Below are 17,581 nucleotides of genomic sequence, written 5' to 3' on the forward strand. Positions count from 1 at the left end.
GGCCCCTCCCACTGCTTAGGTGGGAGGGGCCTTGGCCGCGACGGGGTATTGAAATTCAGAACAACCCTGAGGTCGGCGGCTCTGTGCCCTTGAGCTGCCAGGCCCCCACCACTGCTGCTTTCCAGTGACGCGGATTATGGTTGGCCACGGTGCGTGCATTGCGCCAATGGCGATCAAGATTATGGCTGCGGCCTGTCGTCGATGCTCCGCCCACATCAAACAAGGTTTCAGCAGCCTTGAGCGCAAGTTCAGCGACCAGATACTGCGCCTGTGCGACTTCCACAGCGGCCTGTTCAACTTCTGCATGAGCCTGTTGCGCGGCCCAGGCACGATCGATTGCCTCGGCGGCCTTGAGCACCAGCGCTTGGGCAGCATAGGCCCGAGCGGAAATATCGCCCACGGCCAATTCCACATAGGGATCGTCCACCGAACGACTGGCACTGCTGTGCTTGATTGGGCGTGCGTGTTCCCTGGCAAAACGTACCGCATCGTCCAGTGCATTACGGGCAATACCGGCCTGTACCGTGCCCAGAAACAGTTGCAGGAATGGCGTGACGATGGTGCGTTTGCCTTCTTCCACCGTGCGGGTACGAATATCACTGGCCTCGACCCGCACGTTCTGCAGATGAGTCGTGCCACTGGCCGTCAGACGCTGGCCCATGGCATCGAAGTCGTCGAGCAATACCAGACCTTCGCGATCACGAGGCAGAATGAATGAAACCGGCTGTTCATCTTCATCCAGCGCAACAGCGCTGACCCAGTCGGCAAACAATGCACCAGTGCTGTAGAACTTGCTGCCATTGACCCGGTAATGATCGCCTTCGCGCACCAGCCGTGCAGCAATCGCTCCATTGGCTCCACCCAGTTCCCAACCGGCATTGCCGATCACTGCGCCTTCAAGGTAGCGGGCAAACCAGCGCTGGCGCTCGGCCTCGGCATCTTCAGTCGTGGAAACCAACAGGCCTTCGACAAAGGCAAGACCGGGGCGCAGGGCCTGGGCGACGTTGGAGTCCACCGAAGCGATACGCAGCAGCAGCTCGATGACATCCCGTACGCTGCCGCCCGGTCCTCCATGGTTTTTCGGAATACGCACAGTATAAAGACCGGCAGCAGCAAGCTGGGCGATGGCCTCGAAAGGCAATTGCCGCTCGCGCTCACGCTGGGCCGCACCAGCAGCAATGCCTGGCAGCAGCGCGGTGATACGAGCTTGCAGTTCGCTGACAGTGGCGGCCGGCGCCTGCGGGGTCAAACGTTGAAAAGTGGTCATGAGCAGTCCTCAGGCCTAAATGGCAATTTTCCAGAGACGTGATTCATCGAAAACGTCAAAGGCTTCGTGTTCTGGGTCCAGCGGCGGCACCACCAGCTCCGCGCCGCTACCGGGCAGTCGCGGCACCGAACCGAGCAGGCGTTGGGTGTATTCGTGGGCGGGCCGGGTAAACAGTTGTTCCACCGGCGCCAGCTCGACGACCTGGCCGTGGCGCATCACCAGCACGTTGTCGCTGACGTGACGAATCACCCCCAGATCGTGGGAAATGAACAGATAGGCCAATCCCAGTTCCTGTTGCAGATCAGCCAGCAGGTCCAGCACTTGCGCCTGCACCGAAACATCCAGCGCCGAAACCGGTTCGTCGCAGATGATCAGCTTCGGTTCGCTGGCAATCGCTCGGGCAATGGCCACCCGCTGACGTTGACCACCGGACAACTGCAAGGGACGTCGCCGGGCCAGCTCGGGCGGCAATCGCACCTGCCCCAGCAAATGGGTAATCCGCGCCGGACGCTGGCTTGGCTCGACGCCCGCGACATGCAATGCATCATCGAGAATCTGCATCACGTTCCAGCGCGGGTCGAAGGAGCCGAGCGGGTCCTGATAGATCACGCTGATTTCCCGCCGCAGTGGCCGTCGCCGTTTTTCATCGATGGCATTGCCGGGCAGGTTCCAGGGTTGGCCGCGGTACAGCACTTGCCCGGCATCGGGTTGCAACAGGCCAAGGGCAATGCGGGCTACCGTGGTCTTTCCCGAACCGGACTCGCCGACAATGCCCAGTGTCTGCCCGGCGCGCAGCTCGAAACCGACGTCCTGCACCACCTGACGAAGCTGGCCATCAGGTCCCAGATAACGCTTGCCCAGACCTTGAGCCTGCAACAGCACCTGCCCCGCTTCGCCACTTTTGACAGGAGGTGTCGGGCGTATCACGCCTGCACGCTCAGGAGACAAACGGCTCCCTCGCGGATGTTCGGATGGCACAGCGGCCAGCAACTCACGGGTGTAGGAATGCTGCGGCTTGCTCAGGACTTGCTGCATCGGCCCTTGCTCTACCACCTCGCCGTGACGCAGCACCACCACGTCGTCTGCCAGTTGCGCGACCACCGCAAGGTCATGGCTGATGATCAGTAACGAGGCGCCACGGGCCTTGATCTGCTGGAAGACTGCAAGAATCTGCGCCTGCACCGTGGCGTCCAGGGCGGTGGTAGGCTCGTCGGCAATCACCAGCGCCGGATCCATGGCCAATGCACTGGCAATCAACGCCCGCTGGCGCAAGCCACCGGATAACTGGCCGGGCCGCTGGCGGGCGCGTAACGCCACATCCGGCACGCCAACCCGCTCCAATAGTTCCAGCACCCGGGCGCCACGCTGTTGCCGATTGCCGAAACCATGGGTTTGCAGCACTTCGAGGATTTCCTTGCCCACCGGGCGCAACGGGTCGAGGGACACCAGAGCATCCTGCAGGACAAAGCCGATGTCCTTGCCACGCACACCACGCCACTGCCGCTCGCTGAGAGAAAGCAGGTCGTGCTCACCAAAACTCAGCCGCCGAGCCGCCACTTCAGCGCGACTGCCCGCCAGGCCAACCAGGCTACGGGCGCTGACACTCTTGCCCGAGCCAGACTCACCCACCAGCGCCACGCAACGCCCTGGCGCCAGAGTAAAGGACAAATCCTGAACCACCTTTCGCCCTTCAAAGGCGATGCTCAGGCCTTCGACAATCAAGGTCTTGCCACTCATGGCAGGCGCCCCTCCAGACGTTGTTGGATATAGCGGCCGGTCACGGTGGTGGACAACGTGGTCAACACAATGAACAGGCCCGGAAAGAACGTGAGCCACCAGGCATTGGCGATAAAATCACGGCCCATGGACAGCATGGTTCCCCACTCGGGAGCGGGCGGTTGCGCGCCCATACCGAGAAAGCTCAGTGCCGAAGCCCAGACAATCGCCTGACCAACACCCATGGTCAGTGTCACCACCAATGGGCGCATGGCATTGGGCAGCAACTGACGCAGCACGATGCGCGAAACCGGATGCCCCAGCGCCCGCGCCGCTTCGATATAGCCGGCATTACGCACCGCCAGAACCTGACCGCGAACCATCCGGGCATAACCGGGCGCAGCCCCCAGCCCGGTGGCGACAATCAACGGACCAATGCCGCTGCCGAATACCGTCACAAACAACAAGGCAAGCACCAGGCTCGGAAAGGCAAACAGCACTTCCAGCAGCCAGCCCACCCAGCGATCAACCCGCGCACCACCCAGACCGCCCAGCAGCCCGAGGGTAATGGCAATGCTCATCGCCAGTGCCGTGGCGGCCACACCGATGAACAGACTCTCGCGGGTGCCATAGACAATCCGGGCAAAAATGTCGCGCCCTGACTGATCGGTTCCCAGCCAGTGCGCCCAGCCCGGCGCCTGAAACGCCTCGCGAGGCACGATGGCCAGCGGATCGATGCGAGTGAACAACTGCGGTGCCAGTGCCGCCAGTATCAGCGCAGCAAGAAACAGCAACGCCAGGCTTGCGCCCAAAGGCGGCAGGTGCAGGCGCCGTTGACGGCGCAACGGGCTGAAAGTCTGGTCAAGAGTCAGGTCGCTCATGAGTTCGGCTCCTGTTGCCGTGGGTCAATCCATTGATAAAGCAGGTCCACCAGAATATTGGCCAGTACATAGCCGGCAGCCACCACCAGGCTGATACCGATAACCAAAGGCAAGTCCTGGGCCTGTACTGCCTGATACAACTGGCGACCGACACCCTTACGGGAAAAGATCACCTCGCAGACCACCGCACCACTGATCAACGCACCGATAGCCCAGCCTGAAAGCGACACTCCCGGCAGCAGCGCATGACGCAAGGCGTGTCTGAAGCGCACCGCCAGATCACTCAAGCCTCGGGTGCGGGCTGTCAGCACGAAAGGTTGATCGAGTGTCATTTCAAGGGATTCACGGGTGACCTGAGCAATGAAACCCGCCAGCGGAATGGCCAGTGAGAACGCAGGCAACACCAGGCTTGCGAGGCTGTCGCTACCCGCCGGTGGAAACCAGCGCAGGCCAAAGGCAAATACGGCGAGCAGCACCACTCCAAGCCAGAAATGCGGCAAGGCGGCACTCAGGGTTTCAGCGAATGACGCAACGCCACCGATCAGTCGCCCGCGCCCGGAAGTGATGACCGTCAACAGCAGGACCAGCACCCAGGCCAGCGCCAGTGATGCCAGGGTCAGCTCCAGCGTCGCACCGCCCTGCTCGGCCAGTACGCGGGTCACCGGCTGATGCTGGGAATAGGAGTTGCCCAGATCTCCCTGCAGCAAGCGGCCCAGATAGACCGCATATTGAACCGGCAACGGCTTGTCGAGGCCGTATTCCTGGCGCGTGGCTTCGATGGTTTCGGCTGTCGGGTTGCCGCTCGGGCCACCAAGAATGGCCAGTACCGGATCGCCCGGCATCAGGCGCAGGGCAAAAAAAGTCAGGGTTGCCACGGCCCACAGCACCAGCACGCCGCCCGCCAGACGAATGGCAGCACGGCGCCCGAGAGCAGTCAGGCGTTGGCGGCGCGGATCAACCGCATCCAGAGGCGTTGCGCTTGCACTCATTTCGTCACCCATGAGTCATAGAGATAAGTTACCGCCAGCGACGGCTCCAGACGCACCCCATGGGCGGTCTTGTAGATACCCAGCCGGGTGCTTTGCGGATAGGTGGTCAGCTCCAGGTATTGCGCAGCGATCTGCTTCTGGGCTTCGTAATAAATCTTGCGGCGCTGCTCGGGGTCCTGAGTGGCCAGAGCGCTTTCGATCAGTGCGTCGAATCCGGGATCGGCATAACCGGCGGTGTTCTGGTGATAGCCACCAACCCCGGCAGGCTGGACAAACGCAGAACTGAAAATGATCCGCAGCACATCGGGGGTATTGGTGTTCCAGTAGCCGATGCGGATGTCGTAATCCCAGGCGGCCTGACGCGCCGTGGACTGCACGTCGCTCATCTGATCCATAACCAGATCGATGCCGACCTGACGGGTCGTCGCCTGGACCTGCTCCCACAAGGTCACTTCCGACGGTGGCGTACGTGAGCCGATCAGCACGACAGCCCGCAGACGCTTGCCGTCCCTGGTGCGATAACCCTCGGCGTCACGACCGGTCCAGCCTGCCTCGTCGAGCAATCGCGTGGCGCGGGCCGGGTCGTAGTCCTGAACACGCTCGAAGTCGGGGCTGTAGAACGGCGTCGCCACGCTCAGAGGGCCGCCAGCCCTTTGAAATTCGCCGAAATAGACACTCTTGAGCGCGCCCTCGACATCGGCGCTACGCACAAATGCCTCGCGCATCCGCAGATCGTCAAAGGGCGCGCGACGAATGTTGAAGGTGCCATTGGTAGGGTTGCCCGGACGCTGGGAGATGATCAGTTTCAAGTCAGGATTGCGCCGCGCCGCTTCATGGGACTCCGGCGGCAAAGCCTCTATCACGTCCACTTCACCGGCTTGCAGCGAGGCAAAGCGTACCGAAGGCTCCTGAATGAACTTCCAGACAATACCTTCCAGATACGCCGACCCCTGATGGCGAGCCGTGGGCGGCGCCCAGTTGTAGTCGGGATTACGGGCCAGCTGGACGTGGCTCTGCCGCTCCCACTTGACCACCTTGAACGGCCCGCTGCCCACCGGGCTTTCGCAGTTGGCATCGCGGCTGCGGGCCAGCGCCGTGGGCGACTGGATGCCAAGGAAACCCTGAGCCAGTACTTCCAGGAATGCGGCATAAGGCGTAGCCAGATGCACGATGGCGGTGTAGTCATCCACAACCTCGGTGCTGCGGTACTGGCGAATGTAGCCACCGGCGGTGCTGGACTGGCTCTTGGGATTGGTAATGTGTTCGAGGTTGGCTTTCAGGGCTGCCGCGTTGAATGGCGTGCCGTCAGTGAAATGCACGTCATTGCGCAAATGGAAGGTGTAGCGCAGGCCATCGACCGAGACTTCCCAGCTCTTGGCCAGCCATGGACCGATCCGGCCTTCGCTGTCCATGGACACCAGCGAATCAAGATACTGCTGGGCGACGAAAACCTGAGGCATGTCGCCCGCCACATGAGGATCGAGACAGGTGGGCTCGCGGTCAGTGGCGTACACCAGCGTACCGCCATGCACCGGCTGATCGCTCTGGGTCGCGACTTTCTCGGCACGCTCACAGCCAGTCAACGCCAGGGCCAATGTCGAGGCGGCAAATAAAGGGATAAAAGGACGGATATCGAATTTCAAGATCGCTCCCGGGGATGACAGGTCCGATGGCTTTGCATGGGCGGTTACCGGGGTATTGCAGGTCCCGTGCCGACTCTCAAACCATTGAATTCATTGACTTAAAGACAAAGGCCAGTGGTGGATGACCAACAAAGTGTCCATGGGCTGTTGCTGTTGCAACAGCCGCTGCTTGTTGGTTCATGACGGTTCTGCCGCCGCAAAGCGCAGCGGCTGCAAGGGCTGACTCAATGCTGCCGGGTCGCGGTAGCGCGCTGCCGGATGATTGTTTGGCAGGCGCGCCTGCCCTGCTCCGAACAGCCGCTCGCGCAAGGTTTCGCCGGGGGTGTAGCGCTCACGAAAACGACCACGACGGCGCAGTTCAGGCACTACCAGGTCGATGAAATCCCGGGCAGTCTCGAACGACAGGTACTGGCGCAGGTTGATGCCGTCGATGCCGTCCACATCCAGCCAGCGTTCGATCGCGTCGGCGACCACCGTCGGAGTTCCAGCGACAAAGTAGCGATCCTCTTGCAGCCCGGAAAAACTGCCGAGCATTTCACCCACCGTGGTATCCGGGTCAAAGCGATTGAGCGAACCCCAGCCGATATCGCCGCGCTTGATGATGCTGGACAGCCGCTCATGGGGTGGATACGCCTTCAGATCGATACCCATCTGGGCGTGTGCCATCCCGCCATCGGCACTGATCAGGCGGCGATAGCTATCGAGCTTGGCCGACACCTCGGCATCGGTGCGCCCGACGATCACGCCCGCCTGAACAATGAACTTGATACCTGCCGGATCACGGCCCTGCTCCTCGGTATTGCGGCGCATGGTGGTGATATTTCGCCGCACATCCGCGTGGGTGACACCGCCGGTAAATACCACCTCGGCATGCCGCCCTGCGAAAGCCGAACCTGCCGGCGAACCCGTGGCCTGGAACAGCACAGGCGTACGCTGACGCGACGGCTGGCACAGGTGCGGGCCGGCGACCTTGAAGTGTTCACCGACATGGTTGATATAACGCACCTTGGCCGGGTCGGTGTAGATGCGCTGCTCACGGTCCTGAATCACCGCATCGTCGTCCCAGGAGCCTTCCCACAGTTTGTAGAGCACGTCGAGGTATTCGTCGGCGATCTCGTAACGATGGTCGTGGGGCACTTCCTGGTCCAGCCCGAAATTGCGGGCTGCATTGGGCAGATAGGACGTGACGATATTCCAGCCGACCCGCCCCTTGGTCAGGTGATCGAGGGTGCTCATGCGTCGGGCAAAACTGAATGGCGGCTCGTAGGTGGTGGAAAAGGTCACGCCGAAACCCAGCTCACGGGTTACCGCTGCCATGGCCGGGACCAGCAGCATCGGATCGTTGCTCGGCACCTGCAAACCTTCGCGAAGGGCAGTTTCCGGGCCATTGCGAAAGCGATCGTAAACCCCCACCACGTCGGCCAGAAACACCCCGTCGAAAGTGCCGTATTCCAATAGTTGAGCCAGCTCGGTCCAGTAGTCCAGATCGTTGAAGCGATGGCGATTATTGTCCGGGTGAACCCACATGCCATGAGTGATATGGCTGACGCAGTTCATCTCGAACAGGTTGACGTGCAATTGTTTGGGCATAGCGCTCTCCTTGAGCTGTATATAGCATTCAGACCGCGCTGGCTTCGTCGACAGCGCCCTGCCCCTCAGCCTCGGCATGCAATGCTCGCCAGGCCGCTGTCGGGCTGACACCGTTGAGGTAGTAATTGCCCAGCGCCTGCTCGCGGTAGATCGCCGGGTTGTGGGAGGCCAGGGTGCGTGCGTTACGCCAGTGCCGGTCGAAATTGCGTCGGGTGCTGGTGGCCGAAGCCCCTCCGACTTCAAACAGCAAAGTGCTGGCTTCCAGCACCTGAGCCAGAACAATCTGCTGGGCCTGATAGGTCTGTACTTCCGCTTCGGTATAAAGCTGCTCGACAACCACACCTGCCTGTTCGGCCTCGTACACGGCTTGCAGGCTGTGGCCGATGGCCGTGACCTGTGCCTGAGCGGCAAAGGCCAGGCTCGACAGGCGACCGATCACCCGCTGCACCAACGGATCCTCGGCCGGACGGGTCTGGCCGGGAATCCCGAAGGCACGAGTGCGGCCCTGAACGAAATCCACGGCATCGGCCAATACCCCACGGGCGATACCAGCCAGGGTTGCCAGATGCACGGCCTGATAAAAAGCCGTCAGGTAGGACTCTGCGCGCAGTTCGCCTTTCTTGAAGCGGCGCAGAATGTGCTCTGCCGGCACCTCAACGGCAGTGAAGCCTGTCGTGCCGCTGCCGGTCAGGCGCTGGCCGAAACCGTCCCAGTCATCCAGCACCTCGACGCCCTGCGCCCTGGTCGGCACAGACAGGCTGACAAAGTCATCACCCTCATTGGCGATGGCTGCCACCCAGTCGGCATAGAGCGTGCCGGTGCAGTAATACTTTTGCCCGTCCAGGTGATAACCCGCGCTGGCATCTCCGGGAACCCGCTCTTTCAAGGCTACGGTGTTGCTGGAGCTGTCGCTGCGTTCAGCCATCGCCGCGCCCCACAACTCGCCTGCGGCGACCTTGGCGAACCAGTAGGCCTGGGAGCCGGGTTCACGAGATGACAGCCGTCCTTCGACGAACCCCAGGTGCGCCCGCAGGATTTGCGGCAGGTTCGAGTCGGCTTCGCCCAGGCGCACCAGCCAGTGCAACAGTTGAGGCAGGCTTGCGCCCAGCCCGCCATAACGGCGCGGAACCCGCAACGCGCCGAACCCGCCCTCACGCAGCCAGCCAACCGGCTCATGGACCAGTTGGCGTTGCTGCTCGCGTTCTACGGCGCCAGCGGCAATCCGCGCAATGACCGGCGCGAAGCGCGCTTCCAGTTCGGCATCGGTAACAGGCAGTTCAGACTCATGACTCATGGCAGTTCCTTGCATTCGTGGATAACGGCGTTCAGAACCGGAACGCCACCCCGGTAGTCACCGAGAAAGCGTCGCCCGGATAGAAATTCGCCGAGTCCTGACCGTTGGCGTTGTAGGCCGTATTGGCGGCAGTCGCGTAACGCTCGTCAGTGAGGTTGCGCAGGTCGGCGAAGACCTCCCACTTCTTGCTCGGTGCCTGGTAACCGACCTTGGCTCCCCAGAGCACGTAGGACGGCGCTTGCCAGCTGTTGGCGTAGTCGATGTAGTAACTCGACGCCGCACGCAGGTTGAGCGAGGCGTAAAAGCCGCTTTGCTGGCGATAGGCAAGCTCGGCCTGATAAACCTGGCGCGGCAAGCTGGGCAGTTCGTTATCGCCAAAGGTGTCGTCGTGGCGGTAATGGAAATCGTTGAGGGTGTAGGCCTGGCGCAGGTCCAGGGTGTCGCCGTTGGCTCCCGACCAGAGCAGCGCGCTCAAACCGGCCTCGATACCCTGGTGGATGGTCGGGCTGGCATTGGACGTGGCGGTGAGCTGATCCTGAGTCGCAGTGGCTTGCCGCACCACCACAGTCAGCAGCTCTTTCTGAACCCAGGAGCGATAGAGCGTCAGGCTGCCATCGAAAATGCCCTTGCTGCCGCGAATCCCCACCTCGAAAGTGGTCGCCTTTTGCGGCCTGGCATCGAACAGATAGGGATTGCCGGTGCTGCCCAGTTGCCAGGTCACCGGCGGATCGATGCTGCGGCTGACATTGCTGAACACCTGGAAATCCGGCGTCAGTTGATAGCGCAGGCCGATGCGTGGCGCGATATCGTTTTCGGTGTATTCGACACTGTCGGGAAATTCGCTGGTGTTGGTGCGGGTGCTGGACTCGATCTCGGCCTTGCGTTTGATGTTGGTGAACGAAAGCCCCGAAGACAGCCATAACCGATCCGTCAGTTGCAGCTCGTTGCCGAAACTCAGCACCGTGTCCCGGGAGCCGGTGTAGTTGGTTTCCTGCAACTTGGCGCCAGTGCTGGCGCTGTGGGATTTGACGTCGGCCAGATAGGCCCGGGTGTTGCTGAAGATGATGCTGCTGTCGCTGGGTAAGCCGAAAAAGCTGTCGCCGGTACGGAAATAGCGCAGGGTCAGGTTTATATCCTTGGAACGCCAGTCCTGTGGCTCAACGGCGTAGCGCCAACCATTGAGCAACGGGTAATTGTTGTAGGCCGCCCCCACTTCAAGCTTGCCACCATCGTCGAAAGTGTAAGTGGTCTTGTTGGCCAGAAACGTGGTGCCATCCTTGCGGCGTCCGGTGGGCACAAGGTTGCTGCGCGGGTCGTGCCTGAGTTGCTGACGAGTCAGGGTATTGCCGTTGATGAGATCCTCTTCGCGGTACTTGAGGAAAAAGCGCGTCTCCAGTTTCGGGCTGAACACATGCCCGAAGTTGGCCGCCAGACCACGCGCCTCGTTGGAAGCATGATCCTGATAACCGTCGCGCTCGTTGTGCTGGATATTGATGTAGTAATCGCTGTCACCGATCACGCCACCGGTGCTCAACTGCTGCTTGCGATAACCGTAGCTGCCGACCTCGAAGCGGGCGTAATTGCCTGGATCGGTACGGCCGGTCTTGCTGACGAAATTGATCGCACCGCCCAGCGACAGGGCTGCATATTCCGAAGCGTTGGCGCCATATAACACTTCGGTGTGATCCACGGCCTGCATGTCCAGGAAGTCTTCCTGGGTCCCACCGGGGCCAGTGATCGGCAGACCGTCGAAGAGGAGCTTGGTCCCCAGCACATAACCTTGATAGAAGGTGTTCAGGCCGGAACCACGGATGGAAATCTTGTTGGCACCACTGCCACTGGTGGCCTGGGCGAACACTCCCGGTTGCAGGGCAAGCACATCCTCGGCACTGCCTGCCTTGCCCTGCTCGACCTGACGGTTATCGACCACTGCGGTATTGCCGGCCACCTTCTGCAAGCGCTTGCGGTCCTTCTGCGCTTCGCTTGCGGCAGTGCCGGTAACCGTCACTTTGCCCAGCGTTGTGCTGCCGGGCTCATCGGCCGCATGGGCAAACGGACCGAGCAAGGCCAGCAGGATCGGCACGCTGGCGGCGCTGCTCAAATGGGGGAAGTAGCGTCCGGTTTGTTGCTTGATCGCCTGCACTGCAAGTACTCCCTAATTTACAGGTAGATATCCAAATAGCCATTACCTGGCCAAACTTGAACAACACCAAAAGTCATGAAAGTTCACTTTGCAGATGTCGTGCCAGCGCTTTCTTATTGGTTTTTCTCTATATCGACACCTTTAACAAGCTGGCCAACAGTACAAACTGACCGATTGATGTTGCGCTGCAAACAGTTGAGCAGCCTTAGAGCATCAAAAACCCTTCAAAGGCTCTGGATCAGCAAGATCAAAGGAGCAATCCACTGCAAACAAGTGCAATTCATGCACACTGCAAACAAGTAATATGGATATAACCGCTACTGTTCAGCCTGCAACATCCAGCCGACAAACTTTACGATTTTTAATCACCTGCTTATCAACACTTACAGCCAAACAGCCAACTTCACAGGCTTTTAACAGATGGCACAGAACCTGCTGAAGGCCCATGACTGGCCTGACTATGCCCATAGAACGCCGAGACCTTTTAACGACGAACTTGGGAGATATAAATTGCACGCCACACAACAGGACCGATTGCGCCTGGCCGTCCGCCACGCCTCTTTCACGATGGGGCTGGGATGCGCCTTGCTGATTCCGACCATGGCCTGCGCCGCTGACTCAACGCTGGGGACAGTCACCGTCCAGGGAACACGCCAGTCTGAAGCCGAAAACGCCAGAAGCCAGCTGGCCGAAGTGCCCGGTGGCACCAGCGTGGTCGACAGCGAAGAAGTAGCAAGAGGCCGCACAGCCAACCTGCAAGATACCCTCGGCTACCAGCCCGGTGTGTTTGTGCAGTCCACGGGCGGTAACGATGCGGCGAAAATCTCCATCCGGGGCTCCGGTGCCAATACCTCGCCCGGTTACTTTCGTGAAGGCATCAAGTTCCTGTTCGACGGCCTGCCGATCACAGGGCCTGGAGGCACACCCTATGAATTCCTCAATGCCTCGGGTGTGAACTACACCGAGATCCTGCGCGGGGCGAATGCCTTTCAGTACGGCGCATTGACTCTGGGTGGCGCGGTGAACTTCGTCAACCACAGCGGCTACACCGCACCGGGCCTGCGTCTGCGTGCTGAAGCCGGCAGCTACGGCTACCAGAAGCAGGCATTGAGTGTCGGTGGTGTGGAAGGCCCGCTGGACTATTACCTGAACGTCGACAATTACCGCAATGAAGGCTATCGCGACTACAGCCTGTCCAAGAGCTCCGGCGTGGTTGCCAACCTGGGTTATCGCTTCAGCCCGAAACTGGAAACCCGCCTGATGCTGCGCTACCGCGACGAGTTCCACGACGACCCCAGTGCCACCACCCTGGGTGCAATCAAAAACAATCCACGACGCGCCAGTGCCACGGCCGAGTCCAGTGGCGCTGGCAGCCGCAGGCCAGGCAGCCTGTGGCTGGGCAGCAAAACCCTCTACACCTTCGACGACGATGCACGCCTGACCCTGGGCTTCGCCTATCACGACTATGCCCACAACAATAATCCGAACAGCCCGAGTAACCCCAGTTACTGGGACTGGCATGACCTGAACCTGCTCGCGAGCTACGAGCGCATCGATAACTGGTTTGGCCATGAAAGCCGCAGTTCCATTGCCTTTACCTCCACCCAGCATCTGCGTGGAGAGGTCAATTCGACGACGGCATCGAAGGTTCCGCTCAAGCAGGTCAACTACAAGGACTCCTCCGACCGGGTCATTTCCCTGGGCAATGACTTCAACCTGATCGATCGCTTATGGCTCACCAGCGGCGTGTCATTCATCAATGTGAGGCGCAAGATCAATATCGATCAGGCGCTCAATCCCAACACCACAACCTTTCTCACCCATGAAGACTACGACAACTGGAGCATCGCCCCGCGGATCGGCCTGCGCTACGACCTCAACCCGCAACTGCAAGTGTTCGCCAACTTCAGCCGCTCAATCGATCCACCGGCTTCCTGGGAATACTCAGGTTCCGGCCCGACCACACCTTACATCCGCCCACTGGTAGAACAGAAAGCCAATACCTTCGAGGTAGGCATCAAGGGCAAGGCCGGGATCTTCGACGGCAGCCTGGCGCTGTATCGCTCATGGATTCATGACGAGCTGCTGAACGTCCAGTTCATCGCCGCAACCTCGACCTCCGCAGCCGTGACCGGTGCCTTCAATGCCTCGCCGACCATTCACCAGGGCGTGGAAGCCGGGCTGAATACCCGACTCTGGGAAAACCCTCAGGGTGACCAGTTGCGCTGGCGTCAGGTGTACACCTGGAACGACTTCCACTACCGCAACGACGAAACGTTCGGCGATAACCAGTTGCCCGGCATCCCGAGCCATGTCTACCAGGGCGAGTTGCAGTACCGGCATCACGGCGGCGTCTACACCGGCGTAAACGTGCAGTCCGCCTCGCGCACCGCCGTGGATTACGCCAACACCTTCTATGCGCCCTCATACACCATCTGGGGAGCAAACATCGGCTACGAAGCCCCCAAGGGCGACTGGAAAGTTTCACTGGATCTCAAGAACCTGGCGAACAAGGCCTATGTCTCGGCAGTCACGCCGCAGTACAACGTGGCCGGGGCCGATACGGCGTCGTTGTATCCGGGGGATGGAATCGGGGCCTATGTGGGGTTTGAGGTCAGGTATTAAGCTTTGACTGTTGCCGGGCGCTCTGGACTGAGAGTTATCAAACCTATAGGTTGAGAATGCCGACGAAGGCGCCCGTCCATAAAGCACCAGGGAAGGACATCTTGAACCTCATCAGCCTCGACGATTTGACGACTCAGAATATTCTGGACATATGGGCACTGGCCAAACAGCCGCCTGCGCATATTGAAGGGAACGTCGGCTGGTCATTTGAAGGAAATGGTATTCGTACCCGCACGACCTTTATCCAGGCGTTCAGGCAACTGGGCCTGGATTATATCGAGCTGCCGAATTTCCTGAAAACCAGAGAGCGGCCTTGCGATCTTGCAGGCTACCTCGACCCTTTCTATTCGCTGTATGTCATCCGCGAATCCAGCCACGAAAAACTGCAGGCGTTTGCGTCGGCCAGCAAAAGACCGGTCATAAACGCCATGTCCGCTGTGGGCCATCCCTGCGAAGTGTTATCAGACGGTTTTTACCTTCACTCCCGATTTGGCGATATCCGAAATATCAAAGTAGGCCTATGGGGCCCGACCACAAACGTCATGAACTCATGGCACGAACTGGCCCAATCGCTGGAAATGGTCGTACACCACTTTTGCAGCGAAGAGTTTCATCAGGAAAAACCCCATGTAATCTTCTCGGCCTGCGCCGATGCAAAGATAGACGTCCTGTTCACAGACTCCTGGCCTGCCGGCTATTCAGATACCAAGTGGTCGCTCACAGAAAAACACCTGACCAGCCTGGGCAACCCTGTCCTTCTACCGACACCACCCTTTTACGTGGGAGAAGAAATCAACTTCGATCCTGTTCACTACTCTGGCTTTGCGGGTTATGAGCAAAAGCGCTTTTTGTTGCAGGTTCAGCGGGCAGTTATTGCATATGTCATGGGCATCAAACACCACTGAACAGGATTACAGTGCCTGCGAGGCGACGCCTGTTACTCGCCTCCCCCACATCCGCCAGCAACCCTCATCATTCCGAGTTCTTGGCCAAACTCCGCTGATCAAAACTTTTACGTGCCTGCTCGATTGTCGCCTGATGTGTTCTGGCCCAGGAAGCAAGCAGTTCCAGTTGAGGCCTCAGTGAATGACCAAGGTCGGTCAGTTCGTAATCCACTCTTGGAGGCACGGTCGCGAAGGCGGTGCGCGTGACCAATCCATCTCGTTCAAGACCTCTTAGCGTCAGGGTCAGCATGCGGTGCGAGACACCGGCAACCGTGCGCTGCAAGGCGTTAAAACGCATTGGGCCGTCCGACAGGATGCCTACGACCATGACCGTCCACTTGTCGCCGATGCGGTCAAGAATATTACCCAGCGCTTTGCAGCTTTCGGCATCGTGCTGACCGTCTGCCGAGTCATTTCTGGCTAAGGACATAGATGGGTTTCCTGCTCCATTACGAACATTTTTGTTACTGACGCACGTGTCTGTGCGTTCTTGCAAAGCCGTTTGCATTCAAACAGATTGCACGAACATTTTGTACGTATAGAGTCTGGAGAGCACATGAAAATTGGTATCAGCGGCGCAAGTGGTCATCTGGGTCGGGCTGTTCTGCAGCACATTACCGACAAGAACCCGGGTGTGAAACAGGTGGGGATTTCCAGGACACCACATTCATTACCCAACGATGTGGAGGGGCGGCTGGGCGATTACGACCGTCCTGAAACCCTCATATCCGCGTATGTCGGTCTTGACCGGTTGCTGATTATCCCAAGCGTGGATTTGCGTCCGGGTGTCCGGGCTACCCAGCACGTCACAGCAATCGATGCGGCAGTTGCCGCAGGTGTGAAACATATCGTGCTGGTGTCGGCGCTGGGCACTCGCAAGCAGGAAGAACCTGCCAACGGTGCGTCCTACTGGACTGCCGAACAGCACCTGATCAAGACCGCGCCAGCCTGGACGATTGTTCGCATGAGTTACTACGCTGAAGCCTTCGCTCAGGAAGTCCGGATGCAGGCCGCCGCCGGGGTACTGACCGGCCTTGGTGAAAGCCGTGTGTCCTATGTCTCGCGAGACGATGTTGCAGCAGCACTCGCAGGCGTATTGACCAGTGACGGCCACATCGGAGCCATCTACTCAGCGACAGGCCCCAAAAGCATTACCAGCGCAGAACGTGTCGAGGCAGCGACGTCATTGACTGGAAAACCATTCGGTTTTGTCGTACTGCCCCAGGAGCAACTTAGTGCAGGCCTGAGCCAGGCGGGCTTACCGGAGGACGTGATCAACGTGGTCATCAGTATTCAGCAGGATTTTGTGCAAGGCGCATTTGATGTTGTGACGGGGCACGTGGAGCATTTGTCCGGTCGAGCCCCCAGGTCGCTGCAGCAGGTTCTGGGTGCGCTTGCAGATAATGCTTAGAGCACGGTCTGTGTAGGACCGGATTTATCCGGGAAGCCGCCTGTACATCCGCCGCATCTCCTGGATCAGGAAGAATGTCTTCCCGGATGAATCCGGCCCTACAGCCCTGCGTAAAGCACAGCCTTACAACCCGCCCGGTTCTATCCTTAGTGTCATAAAGTCTAATTTGCCTGATCGATCTGCCGGTACAGTCAATACCGGTACTAGACACATTCTAAGGACGATCATGAACGCCAGGATTCTTGCTTTAGGCTTTTCCACCCTTCTCGCTTCATCCTTCAGCCAGGCGGCTGCACCCGATACCTCGATCAGTGATGCGCAATACAAGAGCGTGCTGGAGGGTTCATGGAGAGCCAAGGAAAACAGCGTGCGCGACGGTTATCGTCATCCGCAGGAAACCTTGAAGTTCTTCGGTTTGCAGAGCAATCAGACAGTGATCGAGATCACGCCCGGTGGCGGTTGGTACAGCGAGATTCTTGCACCCTTGCTCAAGGATCACGGGCATTACATTGCAGCCCTGCAAGCGCCCTCCTCGGGTGACTATTACAAGAAAGCCGCCGACGGTCTGAAGCAGAAATTCAAGACCGATCCGGAGCGCTACGGCAAGGCTGAATTCATCGAGTTCGATCCAAAGACCCCTGTATTTGGCAAACCCGCCTCGGCCGACCGGGTCCTGACATTCCGCAACGTGCATAACTGGGTACTTGCCGATGATGCGCCGCAAACATTCGCGGCCTTCTTCAAGGTGCTGAAACCGGGCGGAGTGCTGGGTGTGGTCGACCACCGCGCCAAAGACGGCACCGACCTGGAAAGCATCAAGAAGAGCGGCTACCTGCCCACCGATTACGTGGTGAAACTGGCCACCGATGCAGGCTTCAAACTGGAAGCGCAAAGCGAGGTCAACGCCAACCCGAAGGACACCAAGGATTACCCGGCGGGCGTCTGGACACTGCCACCGGCGTTGAAACTGGGTGAACAGGACAAGGCCAGGTATGTGGCGATTGGCGAGTCGGACAGGTTTACGTTGCGGTTTGTGAAGCCGGCGAAGTAGTCAAATGGCAGGTAGCTTGCTGGCGAC

The 17,581-nt window shown here is 59.6% G+C and carries 13 protein-coding genes; 4 read left to right on the top strand and 9 right to left on the bottom strand.

Annotated elements, in window-relative coordinates; all coding sequences use genetic code 11:
• Positions 1-55: 55 nt before the first annotated feature.
• The 8 genes from ACODS3_RS07345 to ACODS3_RS07380 all read right to left on the bottom strand — a co-directional run bounded on the left by ACODS3_RS07345 (position 56) and on the right by ACODS3_RS07380 (position 11,523).
• On the bottom strand, positions 56-1,267 hold the full coding sequence (locus tag ACODS3_RS07345; protein ID WP_201017058.1) for an acyl-CoA dehydrogenase family protein: 1,212 nt from the start codon (positions 1,265-1,267) through the stop codon (positions 56-58).
• A gap of 15 nt (positions 1,268-1,282) precedes the next feature.
• The gene (locus ACODS3_RS07350) at positions 1,283-3,004 is read right to left on the bottom strand and encodes a dipeptide ABC transporter ATP-binding protein (protein WP_489033906.1); all 1,722 of its coding nucleotides are present in this window, start codon (positions 3,002-3,004) and stop codon (positions 1,283-1,285) included.
• Positions 3,001-3,864 carry an ABC transporter permease gene (locus ACODS3_RS07355; RefSeq protein WP_201017056.1) on the bottom strand — a complete coding sequence of 288 codons (864 nt, stop codon included), beginning with the start codon at positions 3,862-3,864 and terminating at the stop codon, positions 3,001-3,003. The genes ACODS3_RS07350 and ACODS3_RS07355 overlap by 4 nt, the downstream gene beginning before the upstream one ends.
• Positions 3,861-4,853, bottom strand: a complete 993-nt coding sequence (locus ACODS3_RS07360) for an ABC transporter permease (RefSeq protein ID WP_489033907.1) — start codon at positions 4,851-4,853, stop codon at positions 3,861-3,863. The genes ACODS3_RS07355 and ACODS3_RS07360 overlap by 4 nt, the downstream gene beginning before the upstream one ends.
• The gene (locus ACODS3_RS07365) at positions 4,850-6,448 is read right to left on the bottom strand and encodes an ABC transporter substrate-binding protein (protein WP_489033931.1); all 1,599 of its coding nucleotides are present in this window, start codon (positions 6,446-6,448) and stop codon (positions 4,850-4,852) included. The genes ACODS3_RS07360 and ACODS3_RS07365 overlap by 4 nt, the downstream gene beginning before the upstream one ends.
• Before the next feature lie 225 nt (positions 6,449-6,673).
• Positions 6,674-8,086, bottom strand: a complete 1,413-nt coding sequence (locus ACODS3_RS07370; RefSeq protein WP_489033908.1) for an LLM class flavin-dependent oxidoreductase — start codon at positions 8,084-8,086, stop codon at positions 6,674-6,676.
• A 28-nt stretch (positions 8,087-8,114) separates the two neighbouring features.
• A complete protein-coding gene (locus tag ACODS3_RS07375) occupies positions 8,115-9,380 on the bottom strand; it encodes an acyl-CoA dehydrogenase family protein (protein ID WP_489033909.1) in 1,266 nt (421 codons plus the stop codon).
• A 31-nt stretch (positions 9,381-9,411) separates the two neighbouring features.
• On the bottom strand, positions 9,412-11,523 hold the full coding sequence (locus ACODS3_RS07380) for a TonB-dependent receptor family protein (RefSeq protein ID WP_489033910.1): 2,112 nt from the start codon (positions 11,521-11,523) through the stop codon (positions 9,412-9,414).
• A gap of 510 nt (positions 11,524-12,033) precedes the next feature.
• Between ACODS3_RS07380 and ACODS3_RS07385 the strand changes: the two genes are divergently transcribed.
• Both ACODS3_RS07385 and ACODS3_RS07390 read left to right on the top strand, forming a co-directional pair.
• Positions 12,034-14,148, top strand: a complete 2,115-nt coding sequence (locus ACODS3_RS07385) for a TonB-dependent receptor family protein (RefSeq protein ID WP_304574583.1) — start codon at positions 12,034-12,036, stop codon at positions 14,146-14,148.
• 101 nt (positions 14,149-14,249) lie between these two features.
• On the top strand, positions 14,250-15,053 hold the full coding sequence (locus ACODS3_RS07390) for a hypothetical protein (protein ID WP_304574584.1): 804 nt from the start codon (positions 14,250-14,252) through the stop codon (positions 15,051-15,053).
• Positions 15,054-15,120: 67 nt separating this feature from the next.
• Here ACODS3_RS07390 and ACODS3_RS07395 read toward each other — a convergent pair whose 3' ends face one another.
• Positions 15,121-15,522 carry a winged helix-turn-helix transcriptional regulator gene (locus ACODS3_RS07395; RefSeq protein ID WP_304574585.1) on the bottom strand — a complete coding sequence of 134 codons (402 nt, stop codon included), beginning with the start codon at positions 15,520-15,522 and terminating at the stop codon, positions 15,121-15,123.
• Between the two features lie 126 nt (positions 15,523-15,648).
• On the opposite strand from ACODS3_RS07395, the gene ACODS3_RS07400 reads away from it, so the two are divergent.
• Positions 15,649-16,503, top strand: a complete 855-nt coding sequence (locus tag ACODS3_RS07400) for an SDR family oxidoreductase (RefSeq protein ID WP_201017049.1) — start codon at positions 15,649-15,651, stop codon at positions 16,501-16,503.
• A gap of 226 nt (positions 16,504-16,729) precedes the next feature.
• Positions 16,730-17,554, top strand: coding sequence for a class I SAM-dependent methyltransferase (locus ACODS3_RS07405; protein WP_201017048.1), 825 nt, complete (start codon positions 16,730-16,732; stop codon positions 17,552-17,554).
• The last annotated feature ends 27 nt before the right edge of the window (positions 17,555-17,581 follow it).

It is taken from the genome of Pseudomonas sp. FG43 (assembly GCF_057809175.1).